Below are 19643 nucleotides of genomic sequence, written 5' to 3'. Positions count from 1 at the left end.
TTCACACCTACTCTATAACTTTTAACAACTGATTCTCCGCGTCCATTGTCATCGTTCGACCAAATGGTAGTGACATCGTTGGTAAACAGTGACCGCATGTAATGTCCTTTATAATAGGTTTATGAAGTGGACCTAAAATTTCTTGAAAAATTGTTTGTAGTGATAGGCTGCGTTCGGGATGTTTTGGATTTTCAGGACCACAATTTGTCCAAGCTCCCAATAAGATTCCGGCCACCTCATCTAGTTTGCCTGCCAATTTTAGCTGTGTAAGCATCCGATCCACACGTTGCTCACTTTCATCTACATCTTCTAAAAATAAAATTTTACCCCTTGTATCAATTTCATAAGGTGTCCCAAGAGATGCCGTCACTAGTGTTAAGTTCCCACCAATAAGTTGGCCTGTAGCTTTTCCGGCTACAAGCGTCGTCATAGTTTGCCCAGGTGGATTTTCAAGACAGTAGTCCGTACGTTCTGTTGCCGTCACACTTTCGATAAAGGACTTCCACGTATACTGATCCATCTCTGGCCGAATAAATTCTGTAGAGGGCATTGGTGTATGATACGTAACAAAGCCACATTGTTGGTTAAAAGCGATATGTAATGCTGTTACATCGCTATAACCAGCAAATACTTTTGGGTTGGCTTTTATCATATCGAAATCTAGAAGCGGTAAAATTTTCGTCGCCCCGTAACCACCACGTATGCAGAAAATGCCGTCAATATTAGTGTCCCTAAACATTTGATTTACTTCAGATGCTCTTAATTCATCAGAGCCTGCTAAGTAACCATGCCTCGCCTGACATGTTTCCCCAGCGATAACCTTAAAACCTAGCTTTTCAATACTTTGAACGGCAGGGAGAAATTTTTCAGGTGGGGTTGCACCCGAAGCACTTATTAGACCAATTGTGTCACCTTTTTTCAATGCCTTTGGACGAATCATTTGCTTACCTCCATTTTTAGTGAAGTTCGGTATCTTTCCAATTCCCCTTCATTAGCCAAGACAAAATGACCTTCTTCTATTTCGGTAAATGACGGTGGCTGAATGTCATAGTTATGCTGTGATGGATCATAGATTTCTACGACTTTATCACGCTCCTTATAGGGATTCGGCTCCGGTACTGCCGATAATAATGCCTTTGTATAAGGATGAAGAGGATTAGCAAACAGCTTTTCCGTCTCAGCTAGCTCAACAATTTTACCTTTATAAATAACAGCAGTTCGATCCGTAATAAATCGGACTACCGATAAGTCATGCGCTATGAATAAATAGGTTAAATCATTTTGCTGCTGTAGATTGGCTAGTAAATTTAATACTTGTGCACGAATGGATACGTCTAATGCTGAAATTGGTTCGTCCGCAATAATAAACTCTGGCTCCATTACTAGTGCACGCGCAATGCCGATCCGCTGACGCTGCCCTCCTGAAAATTCATGTGGGAAACGACTTGAAAACTCCGGTAATAATCCTACATTTAATAAGGCATTGCGTACCTTCTGTTGACGATCAGCCTCATTTTTAAAGTTTTTTGTATTCATAAGTCCCTCAGAAATAATATAATCTACCTTTGCGCGTTCATTTAGCGATGCCATAGGATCTTGAAAAATCATTTGGATTTTCTGTGTAATTTCTCGATCCCACTCTTTCGATATTTTGCCATTTAGTTTCTTTCCGTGATACAGTATTTGTCCTTCAGTAACTTCATTGATACGCATAATAGCTCTGCCGATTGTTGTTTTTCCAGAGCCTGATTCACCTACTAAACCGAATGTTTCACCTTTGTAAATATCGAAGCTGACATCATCAATCGCTATAAATTTATTTTTGCCTTTCCCAAAAACAACCTTTAAATTTTTTACCTCAACTACTACTTCTTTATGACTCATGCGCATATCGTCTCCCTTCTTTAAAAAAGGCTTGTAGCGCTTCAGGGGGTTCTACTTTCGGTGCGAGTGGATCTAATAGCCACGTACGAGCATAATGTGTGTCACTCACCTGAAAAAAGGGTGGACGTTCCACAAAATCAATCTTTAACGCATATTGATTGCGGGGAGCAAAAGCATCTCCTTTAATTTCTTGAAATAGATTTGGTGGAGTGCCTTTGATAGAATAAAGCTGCTGCCCTTTTGAGCCTAGTTGTGGTAAAGAAGAAATGAGTGCCCATGTATAAGGATGCTTGCCATTAAAGAAAATTTCATGCGTCTTCCCTATTTCGATAACATCACCTGCATACATCACTGCAATACGGTCAGCAACCTTCGCTACAACACCTAAATCATGCGTTATATAAACGGTCGTTAGTCCATATTTTTGTTGAAGATTTTTTAAAAGCTGCAAAATTTGCGCTTGGATTGTTACGTCTAATGCAGTTGTTGGCTCATCACATATTAAAATCTTAGGCTTACACGCTAGCGCAATAGCTATGACAATTCGTTGACGCATGCCGCCTGAAAATTCGTGAGGATATTGCTTATAACGCTTTTCCACATCGTGAATGCCAACATCTTTTAGCAATTTTAACGTTTCTTCATATGCTGCCTTGCCCTTTAAATTCTGATGTAAAAAAACACATTCCTCAATTTGCTTGCCAATCGTTTTCAGTGGATTTAATGATGTCATTGGATCCTGTGTAACCATTGCCACTTCTTTTCCACGAATACTTAGCCACTCCTGCTCGGTTTTAAACTGTGCTAAATCCCGTTCATTGTAAATAATTTCTCCCTGATCGATGTAGCCATTTTTATCGAGCAAGCCCATGATTGATTTCATTAAAACAGATTTTCCTGAACCTGATTCGCCAACGATTGCTAGACTTTCACCTTTGTATAAATCAAGGGAAATATTACGAATGGCCGTTAGTACCCTGCCACGAAGTGTAAATTTAATGACTAGGTTTTGAATAGTTAAAATACGTGTTTGAGTTTGTGTCACTTCCTACATCCCCTTATACGTGATTTTTCGGATCTGCTGCATCTGCAAATGAATTTCCTATAATATAAAATGCAATCGTAATGACGCTTAATACAATACTTGGGAAAATAAGCTGATATCTTAATTCTGGCGACATCATGAGTACTCGTCCTTCATTGATTAAATTTCCTAAAGACGGCTCACTAATCGGTAAGCCTAATCCGATATATGTTAAAAACACTTCTGAGCCTATAGCAAATGGTATCGCTAGACTCATTCGTAACATAATGACGGAAATAAGATAGGGTAATAGGTTTTTTAAAATAATTCGATAATCAGGTGTTCCTAAACATTTTGAGGCTAAGTTATACTCACGATCACGCAAAATAACAATTTGATTGCGTATAAATCTTGCCATTTCTACCCAGCCCGTTATACACATTGCAATAATAATCGTTGAAATACTTGGTCGTAAAATATAGGACATTAAAATTAGGACAATCGTTGTTGGTATGTTATCAACGACATTGTAAAGCTGTGTAATGGGTGCCTCTAATTTCCGCGAAAAACCCCAAAGTGTACCGATCGTAATACCGACGATAGCCTCTACTAAAGCAACCACACAGCCAATAAATAATGAGGTCCTTGTTCCTGCCCAAATACGTGACCATAAATCCTGCCCAATGGAATTTGTCCCAAACCAAAATTCAGCGTTTGGTGCAACATTACGTGCTTGGAGACCTGTCTGCTCATCTATATATATTTCAGTCGGTGATTTTTGTACTGGTAAATACGGTTGTAAAATGGTAAAAGCTACGATAATTAGCACACCAACTAATAAAAAGACAGCAATGCGATTTTTTAAAAAGGATTTCCATGTTGAACGCCAATAGGAATAATTAGAATAGGCTGTTTCTTCAGCTTGACGTTCATCCACTTCCGCAAAATCGAACAATGATTCACGTGATTTGTTTGAGATATTGTTTATTTCTTCTGAATACATTCCCATTAACGTACACTCTCCCCTTTCCCCAATTTAATGCGCGGATCAACAACGGCCATTGCAATATCACCTAAAATTAGGCCGATAATGCCAAGCGAAGAGAATACAAGCACTAAGCCTTGTACAATCGTATTATCCTGTCGCTGTATGGCATCTACGAGTAAGCCCCCCATACCAGGAATAGAATATAAGGATTCAATGTAGATGGAGCCTGTAATGGTAAAAAGAATAGTTGCTGGTAAATACTGTGCCATCGGAATAAAAGCGTTTCGTAATACATGTTGAAACATTAATGTACGCTCTTTCACTCCTTTTGCTCTCGCTAGCTTTATATAATCTTTGTTTAGTTCATCCACCATGTAACGCCGCATCCACATAGCATAGGAAGCAGTCGGTGCTAGCGCCATTGAAATCAGTGGTAAAATCCAAGTAATAGGATTATATTCATCGAAAAGCATTGGTAAATGAAAAATTTCTGTAATATACATTTGAATAACTAAATAATAGACGGCGGCTGGCACTGCAACGATAATGACAATATAGCCTGTCCCTAAGCGGTCCAGCCAGCGTCCCTTCATCTGGGCCATCACTATGCCGAGCGGAACTCCAATTAGAAGAGATAGCGCAACCGCCCCTAAACCAAATAGCAAGGAATACAGGATCTTATCTGCAATAATCGTGACGACTGGTACATCTGTCCGATATGTAACAGATTTACCTAAATCACCATGAAACAGCTTAGCGTAAAAATTTCCCAACTGTACAAGTAACGGGTCACGTAAACCTAAATTCGTTAAATATACTTCTTGCTGTGCAGGTGACATTTTATTCGCTGCTGCCCCTAAATAACCTTCCTCCGGCATTAAGCGTAGTAATGAAAAAACAATCGTAATGATAATAAATAGTGTTAAAACTGATTGTAATAAACGTTTACCTATATACCTCAGCATCATTTCATCCTCCTTCTTCAGAAAGACAGAAGGAGATGCCGACTTTTTTATTTCGGTATCTCCTTCATAAATACGAACCGCTTTTGACTTTTTCTTGAATGTAGCAAAGATCCTACTATTTTCTCCATCATCAATGCCCGATTGTTTCAGCTATCCATCATTATTTCGCTGCTTTAGCTAACGCCTCCGCACGTTCCTGCTCCCATTTTGCTAAAGCTTCTTTAAACTCCTCGTTACTCATTGGTTTGTCTAAAACTCGCTGACCTTTAACTTTCTCGGTAGTCACACCAAATGGTGAATATTGAGCCTCAAACGGATTTAATTTAGAAGCTACATAGCCACTTCCCCCAACTGAATAGGGGATAACAAATGCCTCATCAATTAAGAAGGCTTCCGCTTTGGCAAATAATTCATAACGTTTTGCTGTATCAATCGTCGCATTTGCTTCGTCCACTAAGTTTTGATATTTTGATTTTCCGTTTGCTTCTGTATATCCTTCAGCTAGCTCCGGTTTATTATAAGTACCGCCTACAATGAATGGATCCGTATACGTTGATGGGTCGGCATAGTCTGGACCCCAGTTTGCTTCAAGAAAAGCAAATTTACCAGGTTTACGAACCTCTGATAAAAAGCCTGTAGATGGTCCTGCCTCAATGATAATATCTACATAATCAGTACCTAATAGTTTTTCAATCTGCTGTTCAACGACTTGTGAACGATTTGCCCAATCTGGCATACCGGAGTTATAAGGCATCAATACTTTTACTGGGAAGGTTACTTTTCTTGCTAGCGCTTTTTTCGCTTTTTCCTTGTATTCCAAAGCTTTCTCTTTGTTGAAAGAGTCATTATTTGTACGATCAGCTAATGGTGCTAACTGTGTATAGTCAACCCCCTCCACATTGACAAAGTTTTTAGGAGTGATCGTGTTGCTAAGCAAATCTTTTGGATGATAAGGTTCTAAAGTTAACATTGCAGATTCACGGTCGAGTGCATGGAATAGCGATTTTCGGAAATCTTTATTATTGACCGCTTTCTTCCAATTTCCAGGCTCGTATTCCGCATCAAATTGCGGATTAAAGTTTAAAGCATAGAAATACGTATAGAAGTTATTTTGCGTTTGGCGAATTTGTGATTTTTTCTTATCATCTTTAAACCACTCATCAATAATAGAAGTTGGAATACTCGCTGAATCGACTTCTCCCCGTAAAAACAATTCTGGTGCAACTGTAGCCGCTTCTTTATTGTATTTATAACGAATACGATCAATCAGAACATGGTCTTTATCCCAATACGTATCGTTTTTCACAAGTACTCGCTCATTTTGCGGTTCAAATTTATCTAAAATATAAGATCCGTTATAAAGGAAATTTTCACGAGTTGTACCAAAACTATCACCTTTTTCTGCTATAAACTTACCATTAACCGGAAAGAAGCAGACATAATTCAACATAGAAAGGAAATAAGGTGTTGGCTTTTCTAAAGTATATTCTACTGTATGTTTATCTATCGCCTTTATGCCAACCTTCGAAAAATCTGTCAGATCACCGTTATAGAAGGCTTCTCCATTTTTCACAACTGTAGCAATCCAAGCTGTTGATGATTCATTTTTCGCATCAAGGACATAATGTAAGCCATCTACAAAATCTTGAGCAACAACATCCGCATACTCTTTGCCATCATGAGTGACCCATTTTGCGTCGTCACGTAGCTTGAACGTCCAAGCTGTAGTATCGTCATTTGGTGACCATTCTTTGGCTAAGCTTGGTTGTACAACACCATACTTATCATACTCAATTAATCCATCAATCAAGTTCGCCGCCACAGCAAACTCATTGGTTTCAGAGGTCTTTAAGTAATTTAACGTTTTTATTTCCCCCGAATAAACAACGCGATACTCTGATTTTTTTTCACTTGCAGAATCATCACTGCATGCTGCACAAATCATTACAGCAAGACACACGAAAAGCAACCAATACCTTTTCCTCATAAGTATCCCCCTAGTAATCTTATTTATCTACATTAAGTGACAGTTAAAAATCTCACGTTAGCGGAACGAGATTAACTATCAGTCGTCAGTGAGGGGGACGAACCCCTCACTGATGAAAGCAACACTTTATTACGAGAATCCTAATCCAACTGCATCCGTCATCCTAATTCGATCATTTTCAAATAGCGGGCCACCGACAATAGGATCTTTCAAACATAAACTAGGACCGTCTAAATCTACCATCGTGATATTTTTCTGTGATGCGGCAAAATGTGCAGCAGCACTAACGCTAATTTTTGTCTCTAGCATACAACCAATCATGCATGGTATGTCATTCGTCTCCGCAATGTGGCAAATTTTCTGCGCTTGATAAATGCCTCCTGTTTTCATGAGCTTAATATTAATCAAATCTGCAGCTCGCTTTTCGATAATGGTATAGGCATCTTTTGCAGAGAAAACACTTTCATCTGCCAATATATTTGTCAATGTATTGGCCGTTACAAATTGCATCCCTTCCAAATTATGGCAACTAACAGGCTGCTCAACCAATTCAACATTTGTACCAGCATCTTCAAGTGCACTAATAATTTGTACAGCTTGCTTCGGTGTCCAGCCCTGATTCGCGTCAACCCGTAATGTTATGGCGTGTCCAACTGCATCACGAATAGCAACAACTCGCTCTACATCCCCCGCTGGATCTTTCCCCACCTTAATCTTTAAGATTTGAAAACCACGCTGTACGGCGGCTACACTATCCTTCACCATTTCTTCAGCATCATTTACACTTATCGTAATATCTGTTATTAACTCTTTCCGGTAGCCCCCTAATAATTTAAACAGAGGTGTTTGATAGTGTTTTGCAAATAAATCATAAATTGCCATATCTACCGCAGCTTTTGCACTGGTGTTTTGATAAATACTGTTGTCAATGCGCTCCATGATTTCTGTTAATTCTTCAATATCCATTCCGATAATGGCTGGCTTTATATACTCTTCTATAGTGTGAGAAATAGACTTTAATGTTTCACCAGTAATAGCTGCAGTCGGTGCCGCTTCACCGATGCCTATTTGCCCATCGTCAGCGTGAACATAGACGGCAATGTTGTGAATACTATGAACGGTTCTTAAAGCTGTTTTAAACGGTGTTATTAGCGGTGCCTCTACCTTCCCTACGACAATATTTTTAATTTTCATCCATTCACCTACCTTTAAGTTACTTATGTTAAGAACTGTAAAAGTCGAAGCACCTCATAAAAATCATCCGTTACGAATTCCACTGTATTATGTGGTTTAAACGTAGCATTCGGGTAGAAAGAATTTCGATATGCTCGTGTATGATCACGATAAATGATTTCCACTACAAAGCGGTCTGGTAATGAGACTTGTAAATCTTCACGTGCCACCTTCATCGAATCCTCGACAAGTCGTTTCGTTTCCATAATCGTCAGCTGTGGACTCACGCTAATGGTCGCATTTCCTATCCCTTCTTTCGTGGCAAATGTGATGATGTTATGATTGATAGATTGTATTTCCTCAGTTAATCCTACATCGCCACTAACGAACGAAACTGGGACACCATGTAAAGCAGCCGCATACGTATTAATTAAAAATTCACTCGCATACTCCCCATTAATTTTCACATCGGCAAAAACACAAAGCGTATGTGCTAAAGGATTACGCGCGCTCCCTCCTTTACTGTGATAGCCAATAAAAACGGCGCGATCAAAGCTCTTATCAAGTCCTGCAACCATACACATCGGGTCATATGTCCACCCTCGAATAACCTTGCAAATTACTGGTAGATTAGAAATATCAAGATTACGTGCTGAATCATGAGCATCCTTTAATAAAATTTCTGTCGCTCCACCAAGAATAGCCCCCTCTATAGCGGCTTCTACTTCCTTTGTCATTTGCTTTTGGAAAAACTGATAATCTGGCGCGTTTAGCTCCGTCTCACTCCAAGCTGTTGTGCCAGTAATTCCTTCAATATCTGCACTAATATAAACCTTCATAGCAATCGAAACTCCTTTACTTTATTATCTTGGATTATTGCGTCCACAGCTCCATAACTAGCTTCCTGCGCCCCTACACGTCTAGCCCATGAAACATTATTAAAATCGTAATGCCACCATTCCTCTGAATAATTTGTAAACCCAACCATTGTCATACAGTTAAATAGAAGACGCCGATGAACACAGGCTTCCCAATCTTCCGCTGGATGTTGTTCAAAATAGCATGTCGCAGATTTTTCACTAATTTCATCAAATGCTGTACCTAAATTTAAAGCATTGCCATCTAAGTCTCCCAGTGTTACATCAATCGCTCCCCCTGTTAAATGAGGAGCCAAATGAGCATGATCAATGCTTGGAAACGCCACGTATTTGCGCGTTTCCTTCTCAATCTCTTGTTGGGTAAAATGAGGGAATTGTTGCTTCATTTGTATTGAAAAATGACGAAACAAATACTGCTGCACCTGAAATGGTCTATAGCCATCATATAAAATAAGGCTATAATTATTAGGTAACAACAAAAGTGCTTGTGTGAGTCGTTCATATACACCCTCACGCAAATAAATTGCACGTAAACTATTAGGAATTTTTTGTTGATAATAAATGGGCTCTATAAATATTCTAGGGCGATCTTCTCTGATTTGAATTAATGGCTCCCCATTTTCATAAATGGCCGGCGTTGACTCCTTCATCGAACAATTATCTAGTTCAATGGGTTGAAAAACGGCGTACTCTATTGTACACACCCCCATTTCAAGATTTCTGGAACGTATTTTTAGATAATTCAGTTTTTTTAATGAATGTTAGCATACCTTAAAATCATTGACTAGATAAAAAAGTTAACATGACAAAATAACAGCTATTCTCTTCCTTTCAAACAAAATCAGTCAATCCTTACCCAAAAAGTCGAAAAGTCATGTTTTTTCACTTATTTAAAAATTTTATTCATAGCTGTACTGGAAGATTACTAAATAAAACAAAAAATGACGAAAGGAATCAAAAAATTGAAAAAGCAGCGACTTCATTTGCAATAAAAAACCTCCATTTTGAATAAACATTGCTCAAAATGGAGGTTAATTGTTTCCAACCAACTAATATTTTTTTATTATTTCACGCACTAATGATGATGTATCATATACAGTGGCACGGATATGACATTGTATAATTTCCTCATTAAGGCTAAAAATTCCTCTTAAATTGATAGTTATGTATGGTGATCCCTAATAGATTCTGCTGGCAAATTGGCAATCACGAAGCCCTAGTTCCATTAGTTGCTTCTTTATCAACTGTGCAATACGCTCGCTCTGTATTGTCACGATTACGAATAGACCGTCCCGGGATTCTGGCGACATTCGTTCTAATGTACTAGGCAAACTAACAGGGAGTCCATTGATGACACAGCCGACTTTTTGCTCGCTGTTATCCAAAAAACCTTTTACATTGTACCCCGCGTTCTGCAAGATTCTAGCTGTGCCTTCGCCGCTATATCCTGTAGGGAATACATAAATCATCTCTTTGTCCTCTTGACCGTACAACAATGCCAATGTCGTTTCTACAACCAATGTACGGTACATACATATTCCGATGAAAGGGCCATACACGTTGATCAATTCAAATAAATAATAATTCCGCGGCAATTTTTCAACCAGTGGAAAAATGTCCATATTCTTTTCAATGATGTCAGCTAATTCGTGTAACTCCCTTCTACAAAACGTATCGCAACGGGTTGCGAATAAGCCAAGTAGAAAGTCAACACGCGAATAGATGAAGTCGCGCCGGGCATCTTCATAATTCTTTTCATGAAGAAACCTCAGTAAATGCAAAGTTACGATGAGATGAGACTTGCTGTTTAAATATTCTTTCGTTGCCGTTACCGATCCGCTTGCTCTCGGGCGATAACAATAAAAAGGCTCATGTAGCAAAGCGAATGTATTGGCGCAACATATTACTTTCGGAAACCATTCCTCATCCTCCGAATGGCATCCTTCGGGAAACGTAATGCGGTTAGCCAATAATAATTCTCGGCTTACAATCAATTTCCAAGAGGTGCATAACAGATTAGGCAAGCCGAGCAGGTATTGTGCCATTGAACTTGAACAACACCCTTTAAAAACGTCTGGATCGAGAGTAACGTCGTTCGTAATGTACGCCCCTTTTTCCGGTACGCAAACAAACCGCCCCATAAGCACATCTGGACTAGAACGCTGTAATAAATCTTTGATTTGTAAAAATACCCCATATGTATAATAATCGTCGCTATCGCAAAAATGGACATAGTCTCCTGCTGCTATTCTTAAACCTGCATTCCTTGCCCCCGCAGGAAGGCTATTCACATCCAGATGAATTGTTTTGAAATGTTTGTAACGTGCTGCATAATCATCACAAATACGGCCACTTTGATCCGTTGATGCATTATCGACTAATATAACTTCATAATCGATATCACTCTGGTTTAAGATGCTTTGAAGGCATTCGTCCAAATACGATTCGACATTATATACAGGGATAATAACGCTTAGAATCGGCATGTATTCCTCCCCTTATGTCACCGCATAACATACAGTTTCACAAAATCCATCGCTGTAATGCCTCATAAATAGTTTATATTCTGGTACTAGCTGCTTTAAATACAAAGGTATTTGTACGATATCCAACGGTTTATGATACACGCATATAGCAAGTTTTGGTTTATATTCTCTTATTGTCTGCTCAGCACCTTTGAGCGCTTCTAACTCTGCACCTTCTATGTCCATTTTGATAAAGGTAACGGGCTCCCCCTTGAGCGCTTCATCAACAGATATAACAGGAATCTCAATATTTCCGTTGGCGCTTAACCCGCTGGCTACACTCCCCTGTGCATTGAAGGGGAGCTGGTCTTTTTTACTCCAAAGGCCGCACGGTATAAGCTCAATATTTGCCGATTGTGCAAACTTGTCAAGAAACTGTTTGTGTTTAAGTTCCTCCGGTTCAAAAGCATAGATTCTCTTATACTTGCCTCCGGTTTGCTCAAGAAACATTTCTACGGTATCGCCGGTGAAAGCCCCTCCGTCAACAAAGACTTCTTCCTCAGACAATGCGATTATATCGGATTCGAAATACTGGGGAGCCTCGCTTTTCAAAGGAATCAGATGTTCGCGGTTCCCAGTAATACAATAATTGATTCGTTCATAAAAAACATGCTTGGACTGTTCATCTGCAAGCATGTTGTAAACGGTGTTAAAATCAGCGGTATGCATACTCACTACCGCTGAGTAATTCCGGAATAATAAATAAAAAGCAATGTCTGATGCGACAATATGTTCAATCAGGTTGTGGTGCAATTCGTTTTCTTTTAATTGAACAGATATTTCTTCACTGTATTGATATGATGTAATAAGAATAATACTATCACTATACTTTTTCTTTAGATCATCAAAGCTTATGATAGGAACCCCCTCTATTTGAGTTCCCCGCTTTCTTGAATCATTATCGCAAAAGAGAAGCCTGTCGGCTATATGATGAGCCCTGAAATATCTCAGGTATTCAACCCCAATCTCGCCAGCACCAAATAAAACAATAGCAGTACTTTCGGATTTTTTTAGAAGTTCGGCGCATTTATCGATAATTAACTCTAGGTAATTAGGCTTATTCATAACCAAATCCAACGAAATATCTTTTACCATTCACATCTCCAATTCCCTTTCGATAATATCCAGTTTATTCAAATCAAAAAGAAAATAGTCCAACTAGGTTTCGTTGTTTTTTTCTGCCGCGTTTCATCGACTACCGTTTTCTTCAAGTTCCATCGGAAATTCGGAGGCTTAATTTCTCTTCGTATATTTGCACTAGAACCAAACACTGTATCATCACACATCACAATAATTTTTATTGAACAAAATCATAGACATGTGAAACATCGATTTGTGGAGTAAGCGAGGGTTCAAACCATTCGTCATTGTTTCATGTACGAAAAAAGGATTGAAACGATTCATGCCGTTATAAACGAAGCTAAAATCTGACCCAGATTTTAGTTTTTCGACATACGATTGAATTGCATATCATATTCTAAAATGTATAATTTTTCACAACGATAATTTAAAGATACTTAAACTTTTCACCAAACCTCATCCCAGCATATTCATCGACATATTATATTTCATCGGGGAATAAGGAGATAACCAGATAATCTGTAAACTTTAAAACTTTCCCTTTTCTATGAAATGTGGCATTATGTTTAATTTTTCGATAGACAATAAGAGACATGGTACCACTCAAACAAGTCCCCCGTATTATTCCAAGAATAACAACAAGTCACGATTTTCTGTGTTCCACACTGACCTGTGACGACATTCAAACTTTTGTAACGTTTGTCGTCGGCATCACCAAGAACCTTTTCCCTTTTGGGCACAGGCTTCTATTCGCAGTCATAACATTCGTCAATACCTTCAGTGACGAATATAAAAAACTTTCTTCAAACTAAAGTATAAGGGAGCATTAATTAGCTGAATTATCATGCATTTAAAGAGGAGCAAAACAATGATTTGCTTTCGGTCTTTTAGACCTAAAGCTGAAATGGAGGTTCGTATGAAAGTAGTAATTCTCGCGGGAGGTTTTGGTACTCGCATAAGTGAAGAATCGCATTTACGACCTAAGCCAATGATAGAGATCGGCGATGCACCGATTTTATGGCATATTATGAAGATTTACTCTCATTATGGCTTCAATGAATTCATAATTTGTTGCGGTTACAAGGGACATATGATTAAAGAATACTTTGCCAACTATTACATACACCGCAGCGATATGACATTTGACTTTACAGCTGAGAACAAGATGATTGTACATGCAAACGTTGCGGAGCCATGGAAAGTTACCGTTGTTGATACGGGGTTGCACACACAAACTGGTGGACGTCTTAAGCGCATTGCACCCTATATCGGCAATGAGCGGTTTATGATGACTTACGGCGACGGTGTCAGTGACATTAATTTAACAAAACTCGTACAGACGCACGAAAATTCAGGAAAGATTGTCACATTATCCGCGATTCAACCAGGTGGACGATTTGGCATGCTTAACATCAACGACCGTGACGGAACAATAACTGGGTTTCATGAAAAGGCGCAAGAAGACGGTGTTTGGATAAACGCAGGCTTCATGGTGATGGAACCAGAAGTCTTTGATTATATAGATGGAGATACAACGATTTTTGAGCGTAAGCCACTTGAGCGCTTGAGTGCGGATGGCAAGCTAGGTGTCTATAAGCATAACAAATTCTGGTCCTGCATGGATACAGCTCGGGATAAAAGGGTACTTGAAGCGGATTGGGCGAGTGGCAACGCGAAGTGGAAAGTGTGGGTGGATTAAATCATCAATCTTTTCGGTGATAGTGCGAAAATAGTCTAAACCAGCAGAGTAAACCGTATAAATGGTTATGAACTGGATATGGATAATTTTAGCAAATAAGCTGTCCGCCAACTAGAATGTCACACTGGTACTAAAGGGATTATGAAATTCAGAAAACGAATTTTATTTACAGCATAACTAGCATAGAGGAATACCACGTTCTGGTATTTGCTTGACTATTATTTTGAAGATAAGGAATTCAGTGTATTGCCACCTTTCATTAAAATGGATATTAAAGACGCTACATGGTTCCACAGAAATAATTAAGCAAGGTAAACCAAAACCTACAATTTACATATACCAAAATCTAGAAGAGAATTCTAAATTACCGAGGACAATACTCGGTATTCAGAATGATTATATGTGCTATGACACCATATTGTATGTGGGATAGGAGGAAAAAAATGCGTATTGCCGTGTTTGGACTTGGATTTGTCGGACTGACCACTGCACTCGGTTTTGCGGACAAAGGTTTTTCTGTGTACGGATATGACATTAACAAAGAGCACTGTGCAGTGATATCCGGCGGAAAAGTCCCTTTTTTTGAGCCAGGATTGGACGATGCGCTCGCGCGGAATCTCGGAACAGCATTCACCTTGGTGGACAGTGCAATAGAAGCGGCGTATAAGAGCGACATCTGTTTTTTCTGTGTTGGAACGCCGAGTCTGCCTGACGGTAGCGCGGATTTGGAACATTTGCTATTTGCAATTGACAGCGTTCTTGAAACAGTCTCCCAAGTATGTGTGCTTGTCGTAAAATCCACGGTTCCGCCGGGAACGCTTAGCGAACGAGTCACGCCGCATGTCCGTGCTAAGGGAGCAAACAATCCGGTTGTGGTAAACCCGGAGTTTTTGCGCGAAGGTAGCTGCTGGGAGGATTTTATAAACGCTGACAGAATTGTCTGCGGCGTGACTGACGATATAGCAAAAAGTGTGCTCGCGGAGCTTTATATGCCGTTTGGCGCGCCACTTCATTTTGTAGAGCCTAACACGGCTGAGTTTATTAAATATTTATCAAACTCCTTGCTTGCAGCACTAATCAGCTACTCGAATGAGATGGCTCTACTAGCAGATGCAGTTGGCGGTATCGAAACGGCAAGGGCGTTTCGCATTCTGCATGAGGACAGCCGGTTTGCCGGCGCTGAAATTAGCAGCTACATATATCCCGGCTGTGGTTACGGTGGGTATTGCCTGCCGAAAGACACAGCTGCCCTTGACGCTGTCGCACTAGGCCGAGGATTCACGCCGCGAATACTTGAAAGTGTAATTTCTCTTAATAACGAAATGCCAGATCTGACTGCTCGAAAAATTGCTCATGCGGCAGGCAAAAAAACTGAGAAAATCGGTATACTCGGTCTGTCGTTCAAACCAGGCTCTGATGACGTCCGCGACAGCCCAGCGGTGAAGATCATCAAAACATTAATACGAGACGGTTATGTTAATATCTATACCTATGACCCACTTGCTATGCAGAAATTTCAAAACATATACAGACTTCCTATTACTTATTGCGAATCGCTGCACGAAGTGTGCAAAACTTGCCGCACGGTCGCACTTGTGACCGCTTGGGAAGAATTTAAAGGAATTGATAAGACCTTTCCGGATACACACTTCGTCGATTGCAGGTATTTCTTAGAAAATTAAGTGTTAATTGGACTGACGTGGCAAAACATTTGTATAGATAAGGAATGGTGAACAATATGTCGGATAATAGAATTTTACTAGAGGACTTGCGGCGTATCATGGATGGCTTAACAGAGTACGAGCGCAGTGCTTTAACAGGAAGGAAAATATTAATTACGGGCTTTGCTGGCTCCCTTGGATTTATGCTTGTGCAGTTTTTTGCCCACTATGGGCAGCTACTTGGTGTAAAACATATATACGTGCTTGATAATTATATTTTCGGAAAGCCCAAGTGGGTCCACGCAATAGAAACCCACCCCCTGTTTACGGTGCGCGAGGGCGATGTCATTCGGGAGGATTTTTCGTTTGCCGGCGACGCGGACCTTATTTTTCATATGGCGTCACTGGCGTCTCCTGTATACTACAGATTGCATCCAATCGAAACGATGGACGCCGATGTTGTCGGGCTACGGCGCCTGCTTGACTTTTACAGTGGCAGAGGCATTTTCAATTTGTTGTTTTACTCTACCAGCGAGGTTTATGGCGATCCTGAACCAAAAATGGTGCCAACGCCAGAAAGCTATTGGGGCAACGTTAACAGCTCCGGACCACGCTCCTGCTACGATGAATCAAAACGGTACGCCGAAACGCTCTGTTATAATTTTCATTATCAGAAAGCCTTCCCGGTGACGGTGTTACGGCCGTTCAATAGCTTCGGACCCGGACTACATTCAAATGATAAACGCGCCCCAGCGGATTTTGCGATGAATATTTTGCAGAATGAACCGATTGTCTTGTATAGCGACGGTAAAGCGACTCGTACCTTCTGTTATACTTCGGATACGACGCTCGCGTCGCTAAAATGTGCGTTGTACGCGCGATACGACATCTTCAATATCGGTAACGACACGGAAGAAATGACGATTTTGGAATTAGCGGAGCTATATTGTTCCGTTGGGAATTCCCTCTTCGGATATAACGGGAGCATCATATTTAGTGAGCATACAGATAAACATTACAATACAGACAGCCCACAGCGCCGCTGTCCGGATTTAAGCAAAATAAAAACAGTACTGGCTTACACGCCGACCGTAGATACGCGTACTGGAATAGAACGGTATTTGAGATATTTAGAAATGAACGGGAATAATGAAAAATAGATCATAAAAGAGGTGTAAATATGCAAATGTCTGGGCAAAGACCGCTTGTAAGCTTTATCGTAAGTGTATACAATCTAGAGCGTTATATTGGTGCGTGTTTGGACAGCATCATTATTCAGCCCTTTGATGATTATGAAATCGTTTTGGTTAATAACAATTCTACTGACGGAAGTGATGCCATTTGTAGAGAATACGCAAAGCATAATAAACAGATACGATATTACGCGCTGACCGGTGAGTCGATTTTCGGCAGGGCGGTCATATACGGCACCCAAAAAGCGTGTGGGCAATATATACATTATATAGATGGTGACGATATGTTAGCTCCGGGCGCATATGGCGAAATAGCAAATATTTTACGAAACAATGCTCCCGATGTGCTTTTCGGGCGGTTCAGTACTGTTTTAGAAGAAAGTATCATTAATTTTACTGACACATCTTATCAAACTGAACGTATTAACGGGCGAGATAAGGATCAAGCTCTTGAATACCTAACCAAAGTACAGCCATTTAATATAGCAACGTGGCGACTGATTTTTTCACGAAAATTACGGGAGTATTATAATGCGTCCATAAAAAGTTTAAAGACGCCAGCGAATATTTACCATGATGTCTACGTATCTATCCGTACTTTGCTCTCGGCGCGCTCGGTACACTATGTTGACATGTTGGTTTACATATACCGTGTGCGTTCTTCATCAATTTCGAGAATACCCCCATCCAAGGCTGTCTCGGAGTGCTGCAAGCTGTTGCACTCCTTGACGTTGTTGATGCGCTATGTGGCAAAAACGGAACAAGAGCGAGGTTTTGTCCGCGTCTATATGGAACAATTTCGTTACCAACTCATTGCTGCATTATGCACCGTAAGCAATGAACAACTAACCGAAAGCGCCGCCGAGATAGATAGATACTTGGAGCAAAAAAATTTGGAAGATACGGACACGAGCTCGAAAGACTACGGTTGTTCTGTAATTGATACACTATTATCAGAGGGCACTGTAGTGGGCCTTGCCAGTTTACGAGTACAATACTTTAACATAATTGAGCAAATGGCCAGGAAAGTTTTAACAAAGAAGGGACATATATATATTGCTCCAACGGGCCATATTGGTTTATATTTAAAAACTGCTTTTGAGGCAAGCAACCTTTCTTTTTCTGGTTTTTTTGACAACGATGTACAAAAAAATGGAATGTTAGCTGATGGAATTCCTGTTTACCTCCCTGCCGCTGTAAAGAAAAGTGCTGGTGACAAGCCAATCACAATCCTGATTGTATCCGGATATCAAAATGTGAGAGAGGAACTCAGGAGACAGTTTATCGCGCTGGGTATTGATGAAAGCGATTTGCTTTTCGTCGAATTCTAACATTTGGAGAGGTGTCTATGCCGTTTATTAGCGTTATTTTGCTTACATACAACCGTGAGCAGTACTTGCCAGCCATGCTGGACTCCTTGCGGAATCAGACATTCGGTGATTATGAGCTAATTCTAGTCAACAATGGTTCAACGGACGGTACAGCGGAACTCTGTACCGCTTACGCAGAAGCGAATGCGCGAGTGAAACTATTAACAATATCGCAAAACAACGGTGCATCGTCTGGACGCAACAGCGGTCTTGCTGCCGCTACAGGCGAATATGTTGTATTTGTGGATGACGACGATCGATGCGAGCCATCGATGCTCTCGTTTCTCGCCGATCTTGCACGTGAAGAGAATGCCGACATTGCTATGTGTGGTAGCTATAACGATTTCGGGGATAGGCTGGAGCCGTACTTCATTTGCAATGATCGGTTCGTTTTTGATCGATTACAGGGATTAAGAGAGTTATTAAAACGTCGCCTATACAACGCCGCACCACCGCCCAAGATCTTTCGGCGCAGTTTGTGGACGGGACTGTCATTCCCGGACAATGTACTGGTGGACGACATTCACATTATCTACAAGGTATTTGAGCGAGCAGGGCGAATAGCTGTGTGGAATATGCCGATGTATTATTTTAGGAAGCACTCGTCCAACATGACGGCGTTTATACATAACAAGCAGATGACGCCGGAGTTGCTTGATGAGTATTTGGCGATGTATCAAACACGGGCAGAATACCTCTCCAAACGTGCACCGGAAATTGTTGAAGATATTGAAAAATCTTTGTTCGCTTTTATGCAACGTATGTGTGAGAACATTAAATCAAATAGCTTAACGGGCTTTGAAAAGCAACTAGAGTATATGATGAATTACCTCGTTAATCTGGGAGAGTAATCAACTACGCCATGGCGTAATTACGTCCGGATTTTGAATTGTGCTAGCACAATTCATTCCTTTGAAAATCCGTGACATCCGCCGGAGTCTTTGGGCCAACTAGATGTTGGTCACTCAGTCGTTGCCACAGGACGTGGCGTTCTTAGACTGAGTTTCTCTATTTTAGTAGGTGTTGGACACCCACTGAAAAGGTATCAAAATCGCATTCATCTCACCACCTATAGAGGTGGAAGTCTTCCGCTGAATAAAGATAAAATGCGGATCGCCAAAAGATATGCGAATTTTCCAAAGTGATATAACCGCCTGTACGCTGGCCGATTCAAATTGCACACGCATTTGTGGTAACTACAAGAGGTCCTTCTTAA

General features: G+C 40.3%; 16 protein-coding genes. 5 read left to right on the top strand and 11 right to left on the bottom strand.

Annotated features, from left to right (window positions below):
• Window positions 1–7: 7 nt before the first annotated feature.
• The 11 genes from MY533_RS07860 to MY533_RS07810 all read right to left on the bottom strand — a co-directional run bounded on the left by MY533_RS07860 (window position 8) and on the right by MY533_RS07810 (window position 12519).
• Window positions 8–940, bottom strand: coding sequence for a S66 peptidase family protein (locus tag MY533_RS07860; RefSeq protein WP_248718653.1), 933 nt, complete (start codon window positions 938–940; stop codon window positions 8–10).
• On the bottom strand, window positions 937–1884 hold the full coding sequence (locus MY533_RS07855) for an ATP-binding cassette domain-containing protein (protein ID WP_248718652.1): 948 nt from the start codon (window positions 1882–1884) through the stop codon (window positions 937–939). The genes MY533_RS07860 and MY533_RS07855 overlap by 4 nt, the downstream gene beginning before the upstream one ends.
• Complete coding sequence (locus MY533_RS07850) at window positions 1874–2929, bottom strand: ABC transporter ATP-binding protein (RefSeq protein ID WP_248718651.1); 1056 nt, start codon at window positions 2927–2929, stop codon at window positions 1874–1876. The genes MY533_RS07855 and MY533_RS07850 overlap by 11 nt, the downstream gene beginning before the upstream one ends.
• Window positions 2930–2942: 13 nt before the next feature.
• Entirely contained in the window at window positions 2943–3917 is a 975-nt protein-coding gene (locus MY533_RS07845; protein ID WP_248718650.1) for an ABC transporter permease, read from the bottom strand.
• A complete protein-coding gene (locus MY533_RS07840; RefSeq protein WP_305884014.1) occupies window positions 3917–4864 on the bottom strand; it encodes an ABC transporter permease in 948 nt (315 codons plus the stop codon). Before MY533_RS07840 ends, MY533_RS07845 begins: the two co-directional genes overlap by 1 nt.
• Before the next feature lie 157 nt (window positions 4865–5021).
• Window positions 5022–6848 (bottom strand): peptide ABC transporter substrate-binding protein, encoded by a 1827-nt coding sequence (locus MY533_RS07835; RefSeq protein ID WP_248718649.1) that lies wholly within the window; start codon window positions 6846–6848, stop codon window positions 5022–5024.
• Window positions 6849–6977: 129 nt separating this feature from the next.
• Entirely contained in the window at window positions 6978–8042 is a 1065-nt protein-coding gene (locus MY533_RS07830) for a dipeptide epimerase (protein ID WP_248718648.1), read from the bottom strand.
• A gap of 23 nt (window positions 8043–8065) precedes the next feature.
• Window positions 8066–8860, bottom strand: coding sequence for a M55 family metallopeptidase (locus tag MY533_RS07825; protein WP_248718647.1), 795 nt, complete (start codon window positions 8858–8860; stop codon window positions 8066–8068).
• Complete coding sequence (locus MY533_RS07820) at window positions 8857–9549, bottom strand: M15 family metallopeptidase (RefSeq protein ID WP_248718646.1); 693 nt, start codon at window positions 9547–9549, stop codon at window positions 8857–8859. The genes MY533_RS07825 and MY533_RS07820 overlap by 4 nt, the downstream gene beginning before the upstream one ends.
• A gap of 528 nt (window positions 9550–10077) precedes the next feature.
• Window positions 10078–11385 (bottom strand): glycosyltransferase family 2 protein, encoded by a 1308-nt coding sequence (locus MY533_RS07815; protein ID WP_248718645.1) that lies wholly within the window; start codon window positions 11383–11385, stop codon window positions 10078–10080.
• Window positions 11386–11397: 12 nt separating this feature from the next.
• Window positions 11398–12519 carry an FkbM family methyltransferase gene (locus MY533_RS07810; protein ID WP_248718644.1) on the bottom strand — a complete coding sequence of 374 codons (1122 nt, stop codon included), beginning with the start codon at window positions 12517–12519 and terminating at the stop codon, window positions 11398–11400.
• Between the two features lie 901 nt (window positions 12520–13420).
• Here MY533_RS07810 and rfbF point away from each other — a divergent pair.
• The 5 genes from rfbF to MY533_RS07785 all read left to right on the top strand — a co-directional run bounded on the left by rfbF (window position 13421) and on the right by MY533_RS07785 (window position 19278).
• Window positions 13421–14203 carry a glucose-1-phosphate cytidylyltransferase gene (rfbF, locus tag MY533_RS07805; protein WP_248719177.1) on the top strand — a complete coding sequence of 261 codons (783 nt, stop codon included), beginning with the start codon at window positions 13421–13423 and terminating at the stop codon, window positions 14201–14203.
• 443 nt (window positions 14204–14646) lie between these two features.
• Window positions 14647–15885: a UDP-glucose dehydrogenase family protein gene (locus MY533_RS07800; RefSeq protein WP_248718643.1), complete on the top strand. Its 1239-nt coding sequence runs from the start codon at window positions 14647–14649 to the stop codon at window positions 15883–15885.
• A 98-nt stretch (window positions 15886–15983) separates the two neighbouring features.
• Window positions 15984–17024: an NAD-dependent epimerase/dehydratase family protein gene (locus tag MY533_RS07795; RefSeq protein ID WP_248718642.1), complete on the top strand. Its 1041-nt coding sequence runs from the start codon at window positions 15984–15986 to the stop codon at window positions 17022–17024.
• A 20-nt stretch (window positions 17025–17044) separates the two neighbouring features.
• On the top strand, window positions 17045–18388 hold the full coding sequence (locus MY533_RS07790; RefSeq protein WP_248718641.1) for a glycosyltransferase family 2 protein: 1344 nt from the start codon (window positions 17045–17047) through the stop codon (window positions 18386–18388).
• 17 nt (window positions 18389–18405) lie between these two features.
• Window positions 18406–19278 carry a glycosyltransferase family 2 protein gene (locus tag MY533_RS07785; protein ID WP_248718640.1) on the top strand — a complete coding sequence of 291 codons (873 nt, stop codon included), beginning with the start codon at window positions 18406–18408 and terminating at the stop codon, window positions 19276–19278.
• Window positions 19279–19643 lie beyond the last annotated feature (365 nt).

This window comes from Lysinibacillus sp. Ag94 (genome assembly GCF_023242215.1).
Taxonomy (GTDB): Bacteria; Bacillota; Bacilli; order Bacillales_A; family Planococcaceae; genus Lysinibacillus.
The sequence above is the reverse complement of the archived record's forward strand: the minus strand, read 5'-3'. Positions and strand labels throughout refer to the sequence as shown.